This window comes from Streptomyces sp. B15, assembly GCF_018070605.1.
GTDB lineage: Bacteria > Actinomycetota > Actinomycetes > Streptomycetales > Streptomycetaceae > Streptomyces > Streptomyces smyrnaeus.
In genome coordinates this window covers 1-21,148 of record NZ_JAGPXJ010000088.1, presented here as the reverse complement: position 1 = coordinate 21,148, position 21,148 = coordinate 1, and the positions used below count along the sequence as shown (strand labels likewise).

The 21,148-nt window shown below is 70.1% G+C and carries 19 protein-coding genes; 16 read left to right on the top strand and 3 right to left on the bottom strand.

All coding sequences use genetic code 11. The features are described 5' to 3' along the window. Nucleotides 1-48: 48 nt before the first annotated feature. Nucleotides 49-1,272: a hypothetical protein gene (locus KBY19_RS29245; protein WP_210967041.1), complete on the top strand. Its 1,224-nt coding sequence runs from the start codon at nucleotides 49-51 to the stop codon at nucleotides 1,270-1,272. A gap of 148 nt (nucleotides 1,273-1,420) precedes the next feature. Here the strand turns inward: KBY19_RS29245 and KBY19_RS29240 are convergent, their stop codons facing one another. Continuing rightward, entirely contained in the window at nucleotides 1,421-2,224 is an 804-nt protein-coding gene (locus tag KBY19_RS29240) for a C40 family peptidase (RefSeq protein ID WP_099883409.1), read from the bottom strand. A 754-nt stretch (nucleotides 2,225-2,978) separates the two neighbouring features. Here KBY19_RS29240 and KBY19_RS29235 point away from each other — a divergent pair. The 15 genes from KBY19_RS29235 (at nucleotide 2,979) to KBY19_RS29165 (ending at nucleotide 19,835) form a co-directional block, all read left to right on the top strand. Further along, on the top strand, nucleotides 2,979-3,338 hold the full coding sequence (locus KBY19_RS29235) for an NADH-quinone oxidoreductase subunit A (RefSeq protein ID WP_019354165.1): 360 nt from the start codon (nucleotides 2,979-2,981) through the stop codon (nucleotides 3,336-3,338). 11 nt (nucleotides 3,339-3,349) lie between these two features. Beyond that, complete coding sequence (locus KBY19_RS29230; RefSeq protein WP_099883410.1) at nucleotides 3,350-3,904, top strand: NADH-quinone oxidoreductase subunit B family protein; 555 nt, start codon at nucleotides 3,350-3,352, stop codon at nucleotides 3,902-3,904. Beyond that, the gene (locus KBY19_RS29225) at nucleotides 3,901-4,674 is read left to right on the top strand and encodes an NADH-quinone oxidoreductase subunit C (protein WP_099883411.1); all 774 of its coding nucleotides are present in this window, start codon (nucleotides 3,901-3,903) and stop codon (nucleotides 4,672-4,674) included. The genes KBY19_RS29230 and KBY19_RS29225 overlap by 4 nt, the downstream gene beginning before the upstream one ends. Beyond that, entirely contained in the window at nucleotides 4,674-6,002 is a 1,329-nt protein-coding gene (locus KBY19_RS29220; protein WP_099883412.1) for an NADH-quinone oxidoreductase subunit D, read from the top strand. Before KBY19_RS29225 ends, KBY19_RS29220 begins: the two co-directional genes overlap by 1 nt. Beyond that, on the top strand, nucleotides 5,999-6,733 hold the full coding sequence (gene nuoE, locus KBY19_RS29215) for an NADH-quinone oxidoreductase subunit NuoE (protein WP_210967040.1): 735 nt from the start codon (nucleotides 5,999-6,001) through the stop codon (nucleotides 6,731-6,733). The genes KBY19_RS29220 and nuoE overlap by 4 nt, the downstream gene beginning before the upstream one ends. Before the next feature lie 5 nt (nucleotides 6,734-6,738). Next, complete coding sequence (gene nuoF / locus KBY19_RS29210) at nucleotides 6,739-8,127, top strand: NADH-quinone oxidoreductase subunit NuoF (protein WP_185019475.1); 1,389 nt, start codon at nucleotides 6,739-6,741, stop codon at nucleotides 8,125-8,127. After that, entirely contained in the window at nucleotides 8,124-10,634 is a 2,511-nt protein-coding gene (locus KBY19_RS29205; RefSeq protein WP_210967039.1) for an NADH-quinone oxidoreductase subunit G, read from the top strand. The genes nuoF and KBY19_RS29205 overlap by 4 nt, the downstream gene beginning before the upstream one ends. After that, nucleotides 10,631-12,067, top strand: coding sequence for an NADH-quinone oxidoreductase subunit NuoH (gene nuoH, locus KBY19_RS29200; protein ID WP_209213158.1), 1,437 nt, complete (start codon nucleotides 10,631-10,633; stop codon nucleotides 12,065-12,067). The genes KBY19_RS29205 and nuoH overlap by 4 nt, the downstream gene beginning before the upstream one ends. After that, entirely contained in the window at nucleotides 12,060-12,731 is a 672-nt protein-coding gene (gene nuoI, locus KBY19_RS29195) for an NADH-quinone oxidoreductase subunit NuoI (protein ID WP_099883416.1), read from the top strand. The genes nuoH and nuoI overlap by 8 nt, the downstream gene beginning before the upstream one ends. 17 nt (nucleotides 12,732-12,748) lie before the next feature. Further along, nucleotides 12,749-13,678, top strand: coding sequence for an NADH-quinone oxidoreductase subunit J (locus KBY19_RS29190; protein WP_099886708.1), 930 nt, complete (start codon nucleotides 12,749-12,751; stop codon nucleotides 13,676-13,678). After that, a complete protein-coding gene (gene nuoK, locus KBY19_RS29185; protein ID WP_019354175.1) occupies nucleotides 13,675-13,974 on the top strand; it encodes an NADH-quinone oxidoreductase subunit NuoK in 300 nt (99 codons plus the stop codon). The genes KBY19_RS29190 and nuoK overlap by 4 nt, the downstream gene beginning before the upstream one ends. 13 nt (nucleotides 13,975-13,987) lie before the next feature. Next, a complete protein-coding gene (gene nuoL, locus KBY19_RS29180) occupies nucleotides 13,988-15,934 on the top strand; it encodes an NADH-quinone oxidoreductase subunit L (protein ID WP_185017846.1) in 1,947 nt (648 codons plus the stop codon). Between the two features lie 3 nt (nucleotides 15,935-15,937). Further along, on the top strand, nucleotides 15,938-17,599 hold the full coding sequence (locus tag KBY19_RS29175; protein WP_099883418.1) for an NADH-quinone oxidoreductase subunit M: 1,662 nt from the start codon (nucleotides 15,938-15,940) through the stop codon (nucleotides 17,597-17,599). Nucleotides 17,600-17,604: 5 nt separating this feature from the next. Beyond that, nucleotides 17,605-19,284 carry an NADH-quinone oxidoreductase subunit NuoN gene (nuoN, locus tag KBY19_RS29170; RefSeq protein WP_099886709.1) on the top strand — a complete coding sequence of 560 codons (1,680 nt, stop codon included), beginning with the start codon at nucleotides 17,605-17,607 and terminating at the stop codon, nucleotides 19,282-19,284. A 167-nt stretch (nucleotides 19,285-19,451) separates the two neighbouring features. Continuing rightward, on the top strand, nucleotides 19,452-19,835 hold the full coding sequence (locus KBY19_RS29165; protein WP_099883419.1) for a cupin domain-containing protein: 384 nt from the start codon (nucleotides 19,452-19,454) through the stop codon (nucleotides 19,833-19,835). Between the two features lie 97 nt (nucleotides 19,836-19,932). On the opposite strand, the gene KBY19_RS29160 is transcribed toward KBY19_RS29165, so the two are convergent. Together KBY19_RS29160 and KBY19_RS29155 are read right to left on the bottom strand one after the other, a co-directional pair. Next, a complete protein-coding gene (locus KBY19_RS29160) occupies nucleotides 19,933-20,493 on the bottom strand; it encodes a hypothetical protein (RefSeq protein WP_099883420.1) in 561 nt (186 codons plus the stop codon). A gap of 101 nt (nucleotides 20,494-20,594) precedes the next feature. After that, the gene (locus tag KBY19_RS29155) at nucleotides 20,595-21,089 is read right to left on the bottom strand and encodes a hypothetical protein (RefSeq protein WP_210967038.1); all 495 of its coding nucleotides are present in this window, start codon (nucleotides 21,087-21,089) and stop codon (nucleotides 20,595-20,597) included. Nucleotides 21,090-21,148: the final 59 nt, after the last annotated feature.

Below are 21,148 nucleotides of genomic sequence, written 5' to 3'. Positions count from 1 at the left end.
CGGGCCGTTGGCCGGAGGCGCCCGGCGGGGCCGAGCGAGGGAGGGGCGATGGCAGACGACACGGGACGGGGCGGCAGACCAGGAGCGCGACGGGCGGTGCTGGCGGCCGTCTCGGCGGCACTCATGGCCACCGCGTCACCGGCGACGGCGACGGCAGCGGAATCCGTCCCGCGGTGGACGGCGCAGCGGATGACCGGCTCCGTCGGATCCATGCACGTCGTCACCGGGACCAACAACAGGGGGCAGGTCATCGGCTGGGGCGTCACTCCCGACGCGGAGTGGCGCTCCTTCCTGTGGGACGGTGAGCGGCTGACGGCCCCGCCGACGCTTCCGGACGGCAGCGAGCCGCAATTCCAGGCGATCAACGACCGGGGCCAGGTCGCCGGCTACGACAAGCTGGCGGACGGCAGCCGACGTGCCGTGCTCTGGAGTGCGGACGGCAGGCCGCGGGCGCTCGGGGCGACGGGGATCGTCGGCGTGCAGGACCTCAACGAGCGCGGCCAGGTCCTCATCGACCGGCGACCGCACCAGCGCGATCTGCTGTGGGACGGCGAGCGGCTGCGTACGCTCACTGCGCCCGGCCCTGACGAGGCCGCGGCGCCCACACAGGGATACCAGCTCAACGACCGCGGCCACGTCCTGGCGAACACCTACCCGCGGCTCACCCCGGCACCGCAGCCGCACCCCGAGCGGACCTTCGTCCGGCGGGACGGCGCGAGCAGCTGGGTACCCACCCCGCCCGGCACGGGGGAGGAGGCGGTGGTCCTGCCAGCCGGGTTCACCGAGCGGGGCCTGGTGGCGGCCGAGGTGAGCGACCCGTCCGACCCCTCGGGCCACCGCCCGTACCTGGCGTGGCGGGGGAAGGTCACCCCGCTCCCGCCGCTGCCCGGCACCGGGTACCCCGCGCTCTCCCGGCGGCAGGACGCCGTCAACGAGCGTGGCGACACCGTGGGGACGGTGTACGACCCGCAGGCCGACGAGTTGCGCGCGGTGCTGTGGTCCCACGGGCGCCCGCGGGAGCTGGACGGCGGATCGGGCGGCGACGACCGGGCGGTCGTCCTCAACGAGCGGGGGGACGTCGCCGGGTGGAGCGTGACGGCCCGCGGAGTCCCGCACGCCGTGCTGTGGCGCGATGGCCGGATGCATGTGCTCGGCACCCCGGAGGGCCATGTCTCCAGTCGCGCGGCCTTCGTGACCGACCGCGGGGAAGTCTCCGGCACCGCCACCAGCGAGCGGGGCGGCGTGCACGCCTTCCTGTGGCGCAGGCGCTGAAGCTCCCCGGCGTCGGGCAAAGGCCCGGCAGGCGCCCGGTCACAGGTGAGGGGCCCCGCCGCTGTGGCGGGGCCCCTCACACGTCAGGCTGCCGGCGCTGTCAGGGCCTGTCGGCGCTGTCGGCGCGGCGTGGCGCGGTGTCCGGTGCTCAGAGGACTCGTACCGCGCCGGTGGGCTGGTCGTAGCTCATCGGGCGCTCCACGACGCCGGTGGAGGAGTTCTGGGCGCCGATGAACTTGCCGCCGCCCACGTAGACGGCCACGTGGTAGGCGCTGCCCGCGCTGCCCCAGTAGAGGATGTCGCCCGGCTGGAGGTTGTCCAGGGAGACGGGGGTGCCGGTGGTGGACTGAGGCTGCGAGGTGCGCGGCAGGTTGACGCCGACCTGCTTGAAGGCGGCCTGCGTCAGGCCCGAGCAGTCGTACGCGGAGGGGCCGGTGGCGCCCATGACGTAGGACTTGCCGACCTGGGCCCGCAGGAAGTTGAGGAGGGTGGCGACGTTGCCGCCCTGCGGCGCGGAGGCCGTGCTGGGGAGGGAGGCGCGGTCGGCGGTGCGGGAGGCGCGCTCCTTGGTCTGCTGGGCGGCCTTGCGGGCCGCCTCCGCCTTGCGCTTGGCCTCGGCCTTGCGCTTCGCCTCGGCCTCGGCCTTCTCCTTGGCCTCCTTGGCCTCCTTCTTGGCCTCGGCGGCGGCGTCCTGCTGGGCCTGCTGGAGGCTGTACTGCTGAGCGGTGTGGTGCAGGGACTCGGCCGCGAGGGTGCTGGAGTCGGCCGTGGAGAGGGCCGGCAGCTCCACCGTCTCGGCCGGTGCGTTCTTGTCGGCCGCCTGGGCCGGTGCCGCCGCCGCGGTGAAGGCGATGGTGCCCATGACGCCGCCCGTCATACCCGCACGCAGCGCCGTATTCATCTTGCTGGAGCGGGGCTTTCGGTGGCTGGGTATCTGAGCTTTCGGGGACATGAGGGAATGCCTAGCAGGCCCCAATCGATTGACTCAACAATCGTGCGATGCGCCACAGTCGCCGCGTACACGGCCACTTGAGCCCTGCGTGCGCGCCTCACGGGTCCTTCCGCGACGTGATCATTGCCCAACTACGGGGCCGTGACCACGTAGTTGTCCGCATTGCCGGAATCCCTGCTGCGCATACCACGGGAAAGAGGCGAGCGCAAAGAAGGCAGTGGCTGCCGGGAATGCGGGTGGCGCAGCTCACACTTTGCCTCGGGTCGCGAACTCAACTCTTCGTGCAAAGCGGACGTTGACCCCCTATCGCCCATCCTGCTCGGTCACGGGTCGGACTCGGCGGGGTCGCGCGGGGGTCTCGGAGCTTGTGCCGGGCTTCACAAGTGCACGATCGCCAGTGGTTCGCGCATAGCAGGTGAAACCGTCCAGCGCGAATTTGCCTCTGCAGCCACGTGCTTGGTACAGCGACCCGCCTCCGACGGGTGTGAGCACGTCTGGATGTCACTTCTGGTGATCATCCCGGGGCTTTGCGTGTGAAGATTTCCGCTCATCGGATCGGATGATTGGCCGTCAGGTGGTGGAGATCACAAACCAGTTGGTGCCCCCCGTGTCGCAGATCACAGAGGGGCGGGCTTAAGATGCCTGCGAACAGGGCTTGTGAACTGCCTCACATAGGAGCGATCTTCGTGGGGGTGCACAGCGGCCCAGCGGTCTGCCGGCAGTCAGAGTCGACGCCTGGAAGGAGACGGGAGCGGTGAACGTCTACACACCAATCCTCGTACTGGGAGCGATCGCGGCCGCGTTCACGGTCTTCTCCGTGGTCGTGGCCTCGATCGTCGGCCCCAAGCGCTACAACCGGGCAAAGCTGGAGGCGTACGAGTGCGGCATCGAGCCCACGCCGCAGCCGGCGGGAGGCGGCCGCTTCCCGGTGAAGTACTACCTGACGGCGATGCTCTTCATCATCTTCGACATCGAAATCGTCTTCCTCTACCCGTGGGCCGTCCATTTCGACTCACTCGGGATGTTCGGGCTCGTCGAAATGCTGGTCTTCGTCGCCCTCATCGGTATCGCGTACGCCTATGACTGGCGGCGCGGCGGCCTGGAATGGGACTAGGGGCATAAGCAATGGGACTTGAAGAGAAACTGCCGAGCGGGTTTCTGCTCACCACGGTCGAAAAGATGGCCGGTGCGGCACGTAAATCATCCATGTTCCCGGCGACGTTCGGGCTCGCCTGCTGCGCCATCGAGATGATGACCACCGGCGCCGGCCGATACGACCTCGCGCGGTTCGGCATGGAGGTCTTCCGCGGCTCGCCGCGCCAGGCCGACCTGATGATCGTGGCGGGCCGGGTCAGCCAGAAGATGGCGCCGGTGCTGCGGCAGGTGTACGACCAGATGCCGAACCCCAAATGGGTCATCTCCATGGGCGTGTGCGCCTCGTCCGGCGGCATGTTCAACAACTACGCCATCGTGCAGGGCGTCGACCACATCGTTCCCGTCGACATCTATCTGCCCGGCTGCCCCCCGCGTCCTGAAATGTTGCTGGATTCCATTCTCAAGCTGCACGAGAAGATTCTGAATTCAAAGCTCGGCGTCAACCAGAAGGAAGCGGCCCGCGAGGCGGAGGAGGCGGCCCTGAAGGCCGTACCGACGATCGAGATGAAGGGGCTGCTGCGATGAATGCGACGAACGGGAACTCTCCCAAGGAGCCCGACCGCCCCAAGGGCCCCAACGAGAACGACCCCACCCAGCGGGGTGAGGAGTCCCTGCCCGTACCGCAGGGGGACCCGGGCGAGGTCATCGACGTCCGCCGCGGCATGTTCGGCGCCCGCAACGGCGGTGACACCTCCGGCTACGGCGGCCTGGTGCGCACCGTACGGCTGCCCGGCGCCACGCCCCGGCCGTACGGGGGATGGTTCGACGAGGTCGCCGACGAGCTGGAAGGCGCCCTGGAGGAGCAGGGGCTGGACCCCGAGCAGGTCATCGAGCGGACGGTGGTGGACCGCGGCGAGCTGACCTTCCACATCGCCCGCGAGCACCTGCCCCGCACCGCCCGCATCCTGCGCGACGACCCCGCGCTGCGCTTCGAGCTGTGCACCGGGGTCAGCGGTGTCCACTACCCGGGTGACCAGGGCCGCGAGCTGCACGCCGTCTACCACCTGCGCTCGATCACCCACAACCGGCTGATCCGCATGGAGGTCAGCGCGCCCGACGCGGACCCGCACGTGCCCTCGATCGTCGACATCTATCCGACGAACGACTGGCACGAGCGCGAGACGTACGACTTCTTCGGGCTGATCTTCGACGGCCACCCCGCATTGACGCGGATCATAATGCCGGACGACTGGCAGGGCTTTCCGCAGCGCAAGGACTATCCGCTCGGCGGTATTCCCGTCGAGTACAAGGGCGCCCAGATTCCCGCTCCTGACCAGCGGAGGTCGTACACCTGATGTCCACAACCCACGCACCCGCAGGCATTCGGGAGACCACCGAAGGCACCGTCTACGACGTCACCGGAGGGGACTGGGACGAGCTGGCCGCGCACGCCGCCAAGAGCGACGACGAGCGGATCATCGTCAACATGGGCCCCCAGCACCCCTCCACGCACGGGGTGCTCCGGCTGATCCTGGAGATCGACGGCGAGACGGTCACCGAGGCCCGCTGCGGCATCGGCTACCTGCACACCGGCATCGAGAAGAACCTCGAGTACCGGACCTGGACCCAGGGCACCACGTTCGTCACGCGCATGGACTATCTGACGCCGTTCTTCAACGAGACGGCGTACTGCCTGGGCGTGGAGCGGCTGCTGGGCATCGAGGACGAGGTGCCCGACCGCGCCAACGTCATCCGGGTCCTGCTGATGGAGCTCAACCGGCTCTCCTCGCACCTGGTGGCCATCGCCACCGGAGGTATGGAGCTCGGCGCCACCACGGTCATGATCTTCGGCTTCCGCGACCGCGAACTGGTCCTGGACCTGTTCGAGCTGATCACCGGGCTGCGGATGAACCACGCCTACATCCGCCCCGGCGGGCTCTCCCAGGACATTCCGCCCGGGACCGTGGACGCGCTGCGCGAGTTCATCAAGAAGATGCGCAAGAACCTGCCGGAGTACGACGCGCTCGCCACCGGCAACCCGGTCTTCAAGGCCCGGCTGCAGGACATCGGCTATCTCGACCTGGCCGGATGCATGGCGCTGGGCGCCACGGGTCCGATCCTGCGCTCGGCCGGACTGCCGCACGATCTGCGCAAGGCACAGCCCTACTGCGGCTACGACACCTACGACTTCGACGTCCCCACCGTCGACACCTGCGACTCCTACGGGCGCTTCCTGGTGCGGCTGGAGGAGATGCGCCAGTCGCTGCGGATCATCGAGCAGTGCGTGGACCGGCTGGAGCCGGGCCCGGTCATGGTCGAGGACAAGAAGATCGCCTGGCCCGCACAGCTCGCCCTCGGCCCCGACGGGCTCGGCAACTCCCTCGACCACATCAAGAACATCATGGGCACCTCCATGGAGGCGCTGATCCACCACTTCAAGCTGGTGACCGAGGGATTCCGGGTCCCACCGGGCGAGGCGTACGCGGCCGTCGAGTCGCCCAAGGGCGAACTGGGTGTGCACGTCGTCAGCGACGGCGGCACCCGCCCCTACCGGGTGCACTTCCGCGACCCCTCCTTCACCAATCTGCAATCCATGGCGGCGATGTGCGAGGGCGGCCAGGTCGCGGACGTCATCGTCGCCGTCGCGTCCATCGACCCCGTGATGGGAGGCGTCGACCGGTGACAAGCGTCGAGATGGGCATTCCCGAGATGCCCGCGCCCGACTACCCCGCCGAGGTACGGGAGCGGCTGGAGGCGGACGCCAAGGAGATCATCGCCCGCTATCCGGACAGCCGCTCGGCGCTGCTGCCGATGCTGCACCTGGTGCAGTCGGAGGAGGGGCACGTCACCCGCACGGGGCAACGATTCTGCGCCGAGCTGCTGGAGCTGACCACGGCCGAGGTCAACGCCGTCGCGACGTTCTACTCGATGTACCGCCGCAAGGCGTCCGGCGACTACCAGGTCGGGGTCTGCACCAACACCCTGTGCGCCGTCATGGGCGGTGACGCCATCTACGCGTCGCTGCGCGAACACCTGGGGGTGGGCGACGGGGAGACCACCGAGGACGGCAAGGTCACTCTCGAACACGTCGAGTGCAACGCGGCCTGCGACTTCGCGCCGGTCGTGATGGTCAACTGGGAGTTCTTCGACAACCAGACTCCCGACAGCGCCCGCGCCCTCGTCGACGACCTGCGCGCCGGCCGCGAGGTCGCCCCCACCCGCGGCGCCCCGCTGTGCACCTTCAAGGAGACCGCTCGGGTGCTCGCGGGCTTCCCCGACGAGCGGGCCGGTGCGGTGGAGGCGTCCGGCAGCGCCGGTCACGCCTCGCTCGCCGGACTGCGGATGGCCAAGGGAGAGAGCGCCCCAGGCATCGTCGCCCCGCGCGGAGCGGCAACCGACGAGGAGGGGAAGTGACGACGGTGACACACGACGGCGGGCAGGACGAGACCTCTGCGCACCCGGCCGGCGGCGAGGCGGACCCGCAGAAGCTGCTGACCCCCGTGCTGTCCGCGCACTGGGACGAGTCGGACTCCTACACCCTGGCCGGCTACCGGCGGCACGGCGGCTACCGGGCGCTGAGCAAGGCGCTGACCATGGACCCCGACGACCTGATCGCCTACGTCAAGGAAGCGGGTCTGCGCGGTCGCGGCGGCGCCGGCTTCCCCACCGGGATGAAGTGGCAGTTCATTCCGCAGGGGGACGGCAAGCCGCACTATCTCGTCGTCAACGCCGACGAGTCGGAACCCGGCACCTGCAAGGACATCCCGCTCCTGTTCGCCAACCCGCACTCCCTGATCGAGGGCATCGTGATCGCCTGCCATGCGATCCGCTCCCACCACGCCTTCATCTATCTGCGCGGCGAGGTCGTGCCCGTGCTGCGCCGCCTCCACCTGGCCGTGCGCGAGGCGTACGAGGCCGGCTACCTCGGCCCGGACGCGCTCGGCCCCGGCAAGGGCCTGGAACTCACCGTGCACGCGGGCGCCGGCGCCTACATCTGCGGTGAGGAGACCGCGCTCCTCGACTCGCTCGAAGGCCGCCGCGGACAGCCGCGGCTGCGCCCACCCTTTCCGGCCGTCGCCGGTCTGTACGCGTGCCCCACAGTCGTCAACAACGTCGAATCCATCGCCTCGGTTCCCGCCCTCGTCGACAAGGGCAAGGACTGGTTCCGCTCCATGGGCAGCGAGAAGTCCCCCGGCTTCACGCTCTACTCCCTCAGCGGCCATGTGGCGCGCCCCGGCCAGTACGAGGCGCCGCTGGGCATCACCCTGCGCCAGCTGCTGGACATGAGCGGCGGCATGCGACCAGGCCACCGGCTGAAGTTCTGGACACCCGGCGGCTCCTCCACGCCGCTGCTCACCGACGAGCATCTGGACGTGCCCCTCGACTACGAGGGCGTCGGCAACGCCGGCTCCATGCTCGGCACCAAGGCGCTCCAGTGCTTCGACGAGACCACCTGCGTGGTGCGGGCCGTCACCCGCTGGACCGAGTTCTACGCACACGAGTCCTGCGGCAAGTGCACCCCCTGCCGGGAGGGCACCTACTGGCTCGTCCAGCTGCTCCGCGACATCGAGGCGGGCAAGGCGGGACACGCCGATCTGGACAAGATCGCCGACATCGCCGACAACATCAATGGCAAGTCCTTCTGCGCCCTCGGTGACGGCGCCGCCTCCCCGATCTTCTCCTCGCTGCAGTACTTCCGCGACGAGTACGAAGCCCACCTCGCGGGCCGCGGCTGCCCCTTCGACCCCGAGAAGTCCACCGCGTGGGCCGATGGCCCCAGCTCCGCTCACCTGGAGGTGAACGCGTGACCGTCACCACTGCTGGCACCTCCCAAGGGGGAGGGGAGGTCGCCCCGCCCCCCGAGGACCTCGTGTCGCTGACCATCGACGGCGCCCAGATCTCCGTCCCCAAGGGCACGCTGGTCATCCGCGCCGCCGAACAGCTCGGCATCGAGATCCCCCGCTTCTGCGACCACCCCCTGCTCGATCCGGCGGGTGCCTGCCGGCAGTGCATCGTCGAGGTGGAGGGCCAGCGCAAGCCGATGGCGTCCTGCACCATCCAGTGCACCGACGGCATGGTCGTCAAGACGCATCTGACCTCCCCGGTCGCGAGCAAGGCACAACGCGGTGTGATGGAGCTGCTGCTCATCAACCACCCGCTGGACTGCCCCGTCTGCGACAAGGGCGGCGAGTGCCCGCTGCAGAACCAGGCGATGTCCCACGGCAACGCCGACTCCCGGTTCGAGGGCAAGAAGCGCACCTTCGAAAAGCCCGTCGCCGTCTCCACCCAGGTGCTGCTGGACCGCGAACGCTGCGTGCTGTGCGCACGCTGCACCCGCTTCTCCAACCAGATCGCGGGCGACCCGATGATCGAGCTGCTGGAGCGGGGCGCGCTCCAGCAGGTCGGCACCGGCGAGGACCAGCCCTTCCAGTCGTACTTCTCCGGGAACACCATCCAGATCTGCCCGGTCGGTGCGCTCACCTCGGCCGCCTACCGGTTCCGCTCCCGCCCCTTCGACCTGGTCTCCTCGCCCGGCGTGTGCGAACACTGCGCGGGCGGCTGCGCGGTGCGCCACGACCACCGGCGCGGCAAGGTCATGCGGCGGCTGGCCGAGAACGACCCCGAGGTCAACGAGGAGTGGCTGTGCGACAAGGGCCGCTTCGCGTTCCGCTACGCGCAGCGCCCCGACCGGCTGCACACCCCGCTGGTCCGCGGCGCGGACGGCCGGCTGGCGCCCGCCAGCTGGCCCGAGGCGCTGGAGGCCGCCGCACGCGGACTCGCCCCGGCGCGCGGCCGGGCCGGAGTGCTGACCGGCGGCCGGGTCACCGTCGAGGACGCCTACGCGTACGCCAAGTTCGCCCGCGTGGCGCTGCGCACCAACGACATCGACTTCCGCGCCCGGCCGCACTCGGCCGAGGAGGCCGACTTCCTCACCTCCCAGGTCGCGGGCCACGGCCGCGACCTGGACGCCTCCGGGGTCACCTACACGGCACTGGAGGCCGCGCCCGCCGTACTGCTGGCCGGGCTGGAGGCCGAGGAGGAGGCGCCCGGCGTCTTCCTGCGGCTGCGCAAGGCCTGGCGCAAGCACCAGCAGCGCACCTTCGCGCTGGCGAGCCACGCCACCCGCGGCCTGGAGAAGGCGGGCGGCACCCTGCTGCCGACCGTGCCCGGCACCGAGACCGAGTGGCTGGACGCGCTCGCGGGCGGTGTGGGGCTGGACGAGTTGGGCGCCACGGCAGCCGAGGCGCTGCGCGGCGAGGGCTCGCTGATCCTGGTCGGTGAGCGGCTGGCCACCGTGCCGGGCGCGCTGACCGCGGCCGTGAGGACCGCTGCCGCCACCGGCGCCACGCTGGTGTGGGTGCCGCGCCGCGCGGGTGAGCGCGGCGCCCTGGAGGCCGGCTGCCTGCCGGGGCTGCTGCCCGGGGCCCGGTCGGTCGACAACGCCGAGGCGCGTGCGGAGGTCGCCCGCGCCTGGGGGGTCGCCGAACTCCCCACGCAGCCGGGGCGCGACACCTCGCAGATCATCGAGGCCGCCGCCGAAGGAGAGCTGTCCGCGCTGCTCGTCGGCGGGGTCGGCGTCGAGGACCTGCCGGATCCGGCTCGCGCCCGGCAGGCGCTGGAGGCCGTCGACTTCCTGGTCAGCCTGGAGCTGCGGCCCGGTGCGGTGACCGAGCTGGCCGACGTGGTCCTTCCCGTCTCCGCCGCTGTGGAGAAGTCCGGCACCTTTCTCAACTGGGAGGGCAGGGTGCGGCAGTTCGAGGCCGCGCTCAAGCCCGACCAGATGACACGCCGCCACACCCAACCCGACACCCGGGTCCTGCACATGCTCGCGGACGCGCTCGATGTCCACCTCGGGCTGCCGGACGTACGCACGGTGCGCGGCGAGATCGACCGGCTCGGCCCCGGCCGGGACGGCACCCTCACGAGTGCGGCCGTCCCCGCGGCACGCACCGCGCCGCAGCCGAAGGCGGGCGAGGCCGTGCTCTCCGGACACCGGCTGCTGCTCGACCAGGGCCGGCTCCAGGAGGGCGACGAGGCGCTGGCCGGCACCCGGCACGCCGCCCTCGCTCGGATGTCGGCCGCGACCGCCGACGAGGTCGGCGTCAAGGACGGCGATGTGCTGGCCGTCCAGGGGCCGCGCGGCCAGGTGCGGCTGCCGCTGCAGGTGACAGCGATGCCCGACCGCGTCGTATGGCTGCCGCTCAACTCGGTCGGCTCCGGCGTACCGGCCGATCTGGGCGCGCTGCCCGGCGACGTGGTGCGCGTCGCACCGGCCGCCGCCGCGCCCGAAACCACGCAGGAGGTGGGTGCATGAGCGCCACGACGCTGAGCGCGCGGACGCTGGGCTCCGGAACGCGGAGCCTGGCGGCCGAGGACCTGTCGATGTTCGGCACGGACCCCTTCTGGCTGGTCGCGTTGAAGGCGGTCTTCTGCTTCGCGTTCCTGATGGTGACGGTGCTGCTCTCGATCGTCTTCGAGCGGAAGATCGTCGGCTGGATGCAGCTGCGCGTCGGGCCCAACCGGCACGGCCCCTGGGGCATGCTCCAGTCGCTCGCCGACGGTGTGAAGCTGATGCTCAAGGAGGACATCACCGTCAAGGGCAGCGACAGACTGGTCTATCTGCTCGCCCCGATCGTCGGTGCCGTGCCCGCCTTCATGGCCATCGCGGTCATCCCGTTCGGACCCGCGGGCAACGAGGTCTCGATCTTCGGGCACCGTACGGCGATGCAGCTGACGGACATGCCCGTCGCCGTCCTCTACATCCTGGCCACCTCCTCCATCGCCGCCTACGGCGTGGTGCTGGCCGGCTGGTCGTCCGGCTCCACCTATCCGCTGCTGGGCGGGGTGCGGGCCACCGCGCAGATCGTCAGCTACGAGATCGCGATGGGGCTCAGCTTCGCCGCGGTCTTCCTCTACTCCGGCTCCATGTCCACCTCGACCATCGTCGGGGAGCAGGCGGACGGCTGGTTCGCCTATCTGCTGCCGGTCTCCTTCCTGATCTATCTGGTCTCCATGGTCGGCGAGGCGCACCGCGCGCCCTTCGACATGCCGGAGTCCGAAGGCGACCTGGTCGCGGGCTTCCAGACCGAGTACAGCTCGATCAAGTTCGCGATGTTCATGCTGACCGAGTACATCCATGTGGTGACGGTCTCCGCGCTCGCCGTCACCCTCTTCCTGGGCGGTTGGCGTGCCCCGGCACCGATCTCCACCTGGTGGGAGGGCGCCAACCACGGCTGGTGGCCGATGCTGTGGTTCGTCGCCAAGCTCGCGGTGATCATCTTCTTCTTCATCTGGATCCGCGGCACGCTGCCCCGCACCCGCTACGACCAGTTCATGAAGCTGGGCTGGAAGGTGCTCATCCCCATCGCGCTGGTGTGGCTGATGCTCGTGGCCACCGTCCGCGCCATGCGCAACGAGGGCTGGGACTACAGCGAGGTCGTCTACTGGGTGGCGGGTACCGCCCTGGTGCTGCTGCTGATCACCTTCGTCGTGGACTTCTTCCGCGGGGGCGAGGAGGAAGAGGAGGAACAGCAGCAGGGCGGACAGGCAGGCCCGCAACAGCCGTTCGATCCGATGGCGGGCGGCTACCCCGTACCGCCCCTGCCCGGGCAGACGCTGCCACCGGTGCCGCGGCGGCCCTCGCGTGCCGACCGGGACCGCGAGCGCGAGCCGGTCGGCGCCCAGGCGGGCGGATCGACCACCGCTACAGACGGAACCACCGAGAGCAAGGGGGCTGACGGTGCCTGAGAACCCCGTGGCCGGCTTCGGCGTGACCTTCAAGGACATGTTCAAGAAGCGGCTGACCGAGCAGTACCCCGAGTACAAGAAGCCGACAGCGCCCCGCTTCCACGGCCGCCACCAGCTCAACCGGCATCCGGACGGGCTGGAGAAATGCGTCGGCTGCGAGCTGTGCGCCTGGGCCTGCCCCGCCGACGCGATCTATGTCGAGGGGGCGGACAACACCGAGGAGGAGCGCTACTCGCCCGGCGAGCGCTACGGCCGCGTCTACCAGATCAACTATCTGCGCTGCATCCTGTGCGGCCTGTGCGTCGAGGCGTGCCCCACCCGGGCACTGACCATGACGAACGAGTACGAACTGGCCGACGACAGCCGCGAGTCCCTCATCTACACCAAGGAGGAACTGCTCGCCGGCCTGGAAGACGGCATGGTCGACTCGCCGCACGCCATCTACCCGGGGATGACGGAGAAGGACTACTACCAGGGCCTGGTCACCGAGGCGGCGCCCGGCACGGTGCGGCAGACGCCCACCGACACCGGGGCGCCGCAGAAGTCGGCGGACACCTTCGGCGTCGACGAACCGGCCGCCGCGGGGGACGCCACCTTCGACGCGGCGCCGTCGGGGCGTATGACGCACGGTGTCGTGACCAGCAGCGGGGAGGGCGAGCGATGACCGACCTCGCCGTTCCGATGACCGATCTCGCGGCCACCGCCACCTCCACCGGCGAGGCCCTGCAGTTCTGGGTGCTGGGCACCGTCGCCGTGCTGGGCGGGCTGGGCACCGTACTGATGCGCCGGGCCGTGCACAGCGCGCTGTGCCTGGCCGGAACCATGATCATCCTGGCGCTGTTCTATCTCGCCAACGGCGCCTACTTCCTGGGCGTCGTCCAGATCGTCGTCTACACCGGCGCGGTCATGATGCTGTTCCTGTTCGTGCTGATGCTCGTCGGCGTCAGCGCGGCCGACTCCCTCAAGGAGACCCTCAAGGGCCAGCGCTGGATGGCGGCCGGCTGCGGGCTCGGACTCGGCATCCTGCTGATCGCCGGCATCGGCCAGGTCTCGGTGGGCAGCTTCAACGGACTGGCGGCGGCCAACGCCCAGGGCAACGTCCCGGCGCTCGCCTCGCTGCTGTTCACCAAGTACGTGGTCGCCTTCGAGGTCGTCGGCGCGCTGCTGACCGTCGCGGCGGTCGGCGCCACGCTGCTCACCCACCGCGAGCGCGTCGAGAAGAACAAGTCCCAGCGCGAGCAGGCCATCGAGCGGGTACGCGCCGGCAAGCAGCTGCCGCCGCTGCCCGCGCCCGGCGTCTACGCCCGCCACAACGCGGTCGACCGCCCCGCGCTGCTGCCCGACGGTTCACCCGCCGAGCTCAGCGTCAACCCCACCCTGCGCAAGCGCGGCCAGATCCGCGAGGTCAACGCCGAACAGCTCGCCCAGCTCGCCGCGATCGAGCAGCGCACCGCCGAGTACCACGGCCGGTCCACCTACCCCGGCCCGAAGGACCCCGGCGAACGCGCCCTCGAACGGGACGCGGCGGCGGAGCGGTCGCAGGAGGGGACGCCGGACGACGAGGAGACGACCACCGGGCGCGGGACCGAGCGCGAGGAGGCCGCCAAGTGAGCCCGATCAACTACGTCTATCTGGCAGCGCTGCTGTTCACCATCGGCGCCGCCGGCGTCCTGATCCGGCGCAACGCCATCGTGGTGTTCATGTGCATCGAGCTGATGTTGAACGCCGCCAACCTCACGCTGGTCGCCTTCTCCCGGATGCACGGCAACCTCGACGGCCAGATCATGGCGTTCTTCGTCATGGTCGTCGCCGCCGCCGAGGTCGTGGTGGGTCTGGCGATCATCGTCATGCTCTACCGCGCCCGCCACTCGGCCTCGGTCGACGACGCCAGCCTGATGAAGCTGTAAGGGGTACGAACCAGTGGAGTCAATGATCGGACTGCTCGTCGGGGTGCCCCTGTTGGGTGCCGCGGTGCTGTTGTGCGGGGGGCGGCGCCTGGACCGTTCGGGGCACTGGCTGGGCACACTGCTGGCCGCGGTCTCCTTCGCGATCGGCGCGGTGCTGTTCTTCTCCATGCTGGGGGAGGACGCCGAGCACCGGGCCATGCACAGCAAGCTGTTCTCCTGGGTGCCGGTGGAGGGCTTCCAGGCAGATGTGGCCTTCCAGCTCGACCAGTTGTCGATGACGTTCGTCCTGCTGATCACCGGCGTGGGCACGCTCATCCACCTCTACTCGGTCGGCTATATGGAGCACGACCCGGGGCGGCGGCGCTTCTTCGGCTATCTCAACCTGTTCCTGGCGGCGATGCTGCTGCTCGTCCTCGCCGACAACTACCTGCTGCTGTACGTCGGCTGGGAGGGCGTGGGTCTCGCCTCGTATCTGCTGATCGGGTTCTGGCAGCACAAGCCGACCGCGGCCACCGCGGCGAAGAAGGCGTTCCTGGTCAACCGGGTCGGTGACGCGGGCCTGGCCATCGCCATCTTCCTGATGTTCACCACCTTCGGCACCTTCGCCTTCGCGCCCGTCCTCTCCTCCGCGGGCGAGGCGAGCGAGGGCAAGCTGACGGCGATCGGGCTGATGCTCCTGCTGGCGGCGTGCGGCAAGTCGGCGCAGGTGCCGCTGCAGTCCTGGCTCGGCGACGCGATGGAGGGCCCGACCCCGGTCTCCGCCCTCATCCACGCGGCGACGATGGTGACCGCGGGCGTCTATCTGATCACCCGCTCCGGTGCCGTCTTCAACGGCGCTCCGGACGCCCAACTGGTGGTGGTCGTCGTCGGCGCGGTCACGCTGCTGTTCGGTGCGATCGTCGGTTGTGCGAAGGATGACATCAAGAAGGCCCTGGCGGGCTCGACCATGTCGCAGATCGGCTACATGATCCTGGCCGCGGGGCTGGGCCCGATCGGTTACGCCTTCGCCATCATGCACCTGGTCACCCACGGCTTCTTCAAGGCCGGGCTCTTCCTCGGCGCCGGTTCGGTGATGCACGGCATGAACGACGAGGTCGACATGCGGCGCTACGGCGGGCTGCGGAAGTACATGCCCGTCACCTTCGTCACGTTCGGGCTGGGCTATCTGGCCATCATCGGGTTCCCGGGACTGTCCGGGTTCTTCTCCAAGGACCAGATCATCGAGGCGGCCTTCGCCAAGGGCGGCACCGAGGGCTGGATCCTGGGCGCGGTCACCCTGCTGGGCGCGGCGATCACCGCGTACTACATGACGCGGGTGATGCTGATGACCTTCTTCGGCGAGGAGCGCTGGCGCAAGGCGGCCACCCCCTCCCCGGACCGGCCGGATGTGGAGCCCGCAGCCGAGACGCGGGGCGAGCACGCCGAACCCCACCCGCACGAGTCCCCGAAGATCATGACGATCCCGATGATCGTGCTGGCCTTCGGTTCCGTCTTCGCGGGCGGCCTGTTCAAGGCCGGGGAGTCCTTCGTGAACTGGCTGGAGCCGGTGACCGCGTTCGAGCACGGGCACTCCCCGGTCTCGGCCGCCACGGTGACCACGGCGACGGTCGTGGCGCTGGTCATCGGTGTGGGCGCCGCCTGGTTCCAGTACGGGCGCAAGCCGGTGCCGGCCGTGGCCCCGCGCGGCAATCTGCTCACCCGCGCCGCCCGCCGCGATCTGCTGCAGGACGACTTCAACCATGTGGTGCTGGTCAGCGGCGGTACACATCTGACCCGCAGTCTGGTCTACGTCGACCACAAGGTCGTCGACGGCGCCGTCAACGGCACGGCCGCCACCTTCGGGGGTCTGTCCGGACGGCTGCGGCGGCTCCAGAACGGTTTCGCCCGCTCCTACGCGGTCTCGATGTTCGGCGGCGCGGCAGTGCTGATCGCCGCGACCCTGCTGATGAGGGCGGTCTGAGTTATGTCATTTCCCTTGCTGACGGTCACGGCAGCGCTGCCCGCCGTCGGGGCCGTTGCCACCGCCGCCGTCCCGGCGGCCAAGCGCACCGCCGCCAAGTGGCTGGCGCTGGTGTTCTCGCTGGCCACGCTGGTGCTGGCCGCCGTGGTGCTGGTCCGCTTCGACCCGGACGGCGCCCGCTATCAGCTGACCGAATCGCACGCCTGGATCTCCGACTTCGGGGTCCGCTACGAGTTGGGCGTCGACGGGATCGGCGCGGCGCTGATGGCGTTGACGGCGCTGCTGATCCCGTTCGTCATCGGCGCCGGCTGGCACGACGCCGACCCCGACCCCGACGAGCGGGCCACCAGCCGCTGGCGGCCCACCCAGGGCTTCTTCGCGCTGATCCTCGCCGTCGAGGCGATGGTGCTGGTCTCCTTCGCCGCCACCGATGTCTTCCTCTTCTACATCTTCTTCGAGGCCATGCTCATCCCGATGTACTTCCTCATCGGCGGCTTCGGAGACCGGGCGCACGCGGCCGGTGAGGAGGAGGGCGCCAAGCAGCGGTCGTACGCCGCGGTGAAGTTCCTGCTCTACAACCTGGCCGGCGGGCTGATCATGCTGGCGGCCGTCATCGGGCTGTTCGTCGTCAGCTCGGACAGCCTGGGCGAGGGGACCTTCTCGCTGCCCGAGCTGCTCAGGGCGCGGGCCGACGGCGAGCTGACGATGTCGACCAGCACCGAGCGGCTGCTGTTCCTCGGCTTCTTCGTCGCCTTCGCCATCAAGGCCCCGCTGTGGCCGCTGCACACCTGGCTGCCCAACGCGATGGGGGAGGCCACGGCGCCGATCGCGGTGCTCATCACGGCGGTCGTGGACAAGGTCGGCACCTTCGCGATGCTCCGCTTCTGCCTGGGCCTGTTCCCGAACGCCAGCGAGTGGGCCACCCCCGTGGTGCTCGGCCTGGCGCTGGTGAGCGTGTTGTACGGGGCGCTGCTCGCGGTCGGCCAGCGGGACATCAAGCGGCTGGTGGCGTATGCCTCCATCTCGCACTTCGGCTTCATCATCCTGGGCATCTTCGCGATGACCAGCCAGGGCCAGGGCGGCGCGACGCTCTACATGGTCTTCCACGGCATCTCGACCGCCGCTTTGATGCTGGTCGCCGGCTTCCTCATCTCCCGCCGCGGCTCGCGCCTGATCGCCGACTACGGGGGAGTGCAGAAGGTCGCCCCGGTGCTGGCGGGCACCTTCCTGGTGGGCGGCCTGGCGACGCTCTCGCTGCCCGGACTCGCCCCGTTCGTCAGCGAGTTCCTGGTGCTGGCGGGCACCTACAGCCGCTATCCGGTGGCCGGGATCATCGCCACCGCGGGCATCATCCTCGCCGCGCTGTATGTGCTGGTGCTCTACCAGCGCACGATGACGGGCCCGGTGCGCAAGCCGGAGATCGAGCGGATGCCCGATCTGAAGGTGCGGGAGCTGGCCGTGGTGGCGCCGCTGGTCGCGCTGCTGGTCTTCCTCGGCGTCTTCCCCAAGCCGCTCAGCGAGATCGTGAACCCCGCGGTGGAGCACACCCTCTCGGATGTACAGAAGAAGGACCCCAAGCCGCAGCATCCCGTCGCCGACCACGCCGATCCCTCGGCGTGGTTCGACTACAAGCCGGCTGGACACGGCGGAGGTGACCACGAGTGACCGGTATGACAGACGTGGCGTCGGCGGGAGGCGGGCCGGGAGCATCCGGCATCCACAGCCTGTGGACAGTCGCGGCCGACGCGGGCGACAAGCTCCAGGCCCCCAGCATCGAGTACGGCAAGCTGTCCCCGGTGCTGATCGTCCTCGGTGCCGCCGCGCTCGGTGTCCTCATCGACGCCTTCGCACCGCGCAAGGTCCGCTACAGCGCCCAGCTGTTCGTCACACTGGCGGGGCTGGCCGCCGCGTTCGCCGCCGTCATCGGCCTGGCGGCGAGCGGAGTGGGCACCACCAAGGCGCAGATCGCCGGGATGGGCGCGCTCGCCATCGACGGGCCGACGCTCTTCCTGCAGGGCACCCTGCTGCTGGTGGGCATCGTGGGCGCCTTCACCTTCGCCGAGCGCAGGCTGGAGCCGGCCGCGAACGGCAGCCGGGTGGACTCCTTCGCCGCGCAGCCGGCCGCGGTGCCCGGCGGTGAGGGCGAGCAGCAGGCCGTCAAGGCGGGTTGGACGACCACCGAAGTGTTCCCGCTGCTGATGTTCGCGGTCGGCGGCATGCTGCTCTTCCCGGCCGCCAACGACCTGCTGACCCTCTTCATCGCGCTGGAGGTCTTCTCCCTCCCGCTGTATCTGCTGTGCGCGCTGGCCCGGCGCAGGCGGCTGCTGTCCCAGGAGGCGGCGGTCAAGTACTTCCTGCTGGGCGCGTTCTCCTCGGCGTTCCTGCTGTTCGGCACCGCGCTGCTGTACGGCTACGCCGGCACCGTCAACTACTCGGCCATCGCCCGCGTCGTCTCCGGCGCCGACGCCACCAGCGACCCGGTGCTGGCCGACACGACGGGCAACGACGCGCTGCTGCTGATCGGCGGCGCGCTGGTGGTGATGGGGCTGCTGTTCAAGGTCGGCGCCGTCCCCTTCCACATGTGGACCCCGGACGTGTACCAGGGCGCGCCCACGCCGGTCACCGGCTTCATGGCGGCGGCCACCAAGGTGGCGGCCTTCGGCGCGCTGCTCCGGCTGCTGTACGTGGTGCTGCCGGGGCTGCGCTGGGACTGGCGCCCGGTGATGTGGGGGGTGGCGATCCTGACGATGCTCGGGGGCGCCGTGGTGGCCATCACCCAGACGGACATCAAGCGGCTGCTGGCCTACTCCTCCATCGCGCACGCGGGCTTCCTGCTGGCGGGTGTCATCGCCACTTCCGAGGACGGCATCTCCTCGGTGCTGTTCTATCTGGGCGCCTACTCGTTCGTGACGCTGGGCGCCTTCGCGGTGGTCACCCTGGTGCGGGACGCGGGCGGCGAGGCGACGCATCTGTCCAAGTGGGCGGGGCTGGGGCGGCGTTCGCCGCTACTGGCTGCCGTCTTCGCTGTCTTCTTGCTGGCATTCGCGGGTATCCCTCTAACGTCCGGTTTCGCGGGGAAGTTCGCGGTGTTCAAGGCGGCGGCCGAGGGCGGAGCGGGCGCGCTGGTCGTGGTCGGCGTGATCGCCTCGGCCATCGCGGCCTTCTTCTATCTGCGGGTCATCGTTCTGATGTTCTTCAGCGAGCCGCAGGCCGACGGGCCGAGTGTGGCCGTGCCGAGCGTCATGACGACCTCGGCCATCGCGCTCGGCGTGGTGGTCACGGTCGTGCTCGGTGTGGCGCCGCAGTACTTCCTGGATCTGGCAGGGCAAGCGGGGGTGTTCGTACGGTGACGAAGACGGTGACCATGCAACGGCCCCGGCCGGCCCGCCGTTCCGCGTCGTAGATGTCGGTCGCAATGCTCATCGGGAGGCCGCCAGAGACCCACGACCGGGCCTCTGGCGGCCTCTGGTGAGGTACCGGTGACAACAAGTGCGCTGAAACGGTAGGAATTCAAGGCATGGGTTGTGTGATTCTCCGCCGTGAGAACGGCGGTTACGAGGGGAAGCAAGGCGGGATCTTCACCGAGGGGGTCTCGGCCGAGTCGGTGGGTGCCAAGGGGCTGTGCCTGCACGTCCTGCACATCCCGGCGAACTCCCGGGGCGAGCCCCATCTGCACGCGGGACACGAGTCGGCCATATACGTGGTCAGCGGCGCGCACGAGATCTGGCACGGGGAGGACCTCTCGAACCGCGACACCCTTCACCCGGGTGACATGGTCTACGTCCCCGCGAACATGCCGCATATGCCGGTCACCGGCGAGGAGCCCGTCACCGTGGTGGTGGCGCGCACCGATCCCCGCGAGCAGGAGTCGGTGCATCTGCTCTCGCCGCGCGACCCCTGAAGAGGCGGGTCCACGGCGCGGCGTCCGTGGGCCCGGGGCTCCCGCCGCGTGAACCCCGCAGGCCCGGGGCGCGGCGCGATGCGTCACGCCCCGGGGCTCAGTTGCCGGGGTACTCCCGGACCTTGCCGGGCTCCTCGGTGATCTTCTTCAGCTTGTCCGGGAGGTCGGGCACCTCTCCCAGGTCGCCTGGGTCCGTGGGCAGCTTCGCCGGGGCCTTGGCCACCTTGGTGTAGGTGTCGGTCGCGCCGCCGTTCCAGGAGACCTGCAACGACTTGGCCGTCACCTTCTCGACCGTGCCGTTGGTGCGGTCCTCACCGGTGCCGCCGGGGCACTTGAGCACGAGCGACTTGTCGCTGCCCGAGTCCATGACCCGGCCGTTGCACATCTTCTTCTCCCGCAGCAGAGAAGCGGCGTCGCCGACGACGGTCAGTGTCAGCTTTCCGCCGTCCGCCTGCGTCGACCACACGCCGGGCAGCTCCGCCTTGCCGGCGGGCCGCTCGCTCGGAGTCGGGGTGGGCTCGGCGGGCTTGTCCTGCTCCGCCTTCTTGTCCTTCTTTCCGTCGTCCTTGCCGTCGTCGCTGCTGCCGCAGCCGCTCACCAGGAGCGCGATCGCCGCCGCCGCGGCCATTGCCCCCGTCATCCGCGCTGACGTGCGCACTTCCCCTCCTCGATCGCCGTTCCCTGGTGATGATTTCCGCAGGGTCACGACAACCTAGCAGGGGAGTGTTGCGGGCCGGTCCCGGCCCGGTGGCGGGACGGTCAGAAGGGGTCCTCGGCGGAGGGGAAGTCGGAGGGCGGCTCGGGGGCGTCGGGCAGGTTCGACTTCATCCGCTGCATCTTCACCGTGCGGCCGTTGCCCCACGAGACGGTCATGTTCTTCCCGGAGGCGCTCTTGAGGACCCCGTGGGTGTAGCCCTTCTTGCCCTCGGTACAGCTGAGGTCGAGGGTCTTGCCGCTCAGCGCGCCTTCGCAACGCGCCGGCATGATCATGGACACGCGCTTGTCCTCGGTGACGTCGAGGACGACGGAGTCGCCCTCGACCATGGGATGCGTGGTCCAGGACCCGGTCAGCGCGGCCGGATCGACTGAGCCGCCGCTCCCGCCGGAGCCGCCGCTGTCCTCGCCGGCGGGGGGTCCGTCGCCGCCGGGCTCGTCGTCCAGGTCGGGCCGCTTGTCGCCGGGGTCGGGAACCTCGACGCCGCTCCCGCCCGGGCTGCCGCTGTTCCCGTCGTCGTCACTGCCGCACCCGCCCACCAGCAGCGCGGGGGCCCCCCCCCCCGCGCCCCCCCCCCCCCCCCCCCCCCCCCCCCCCC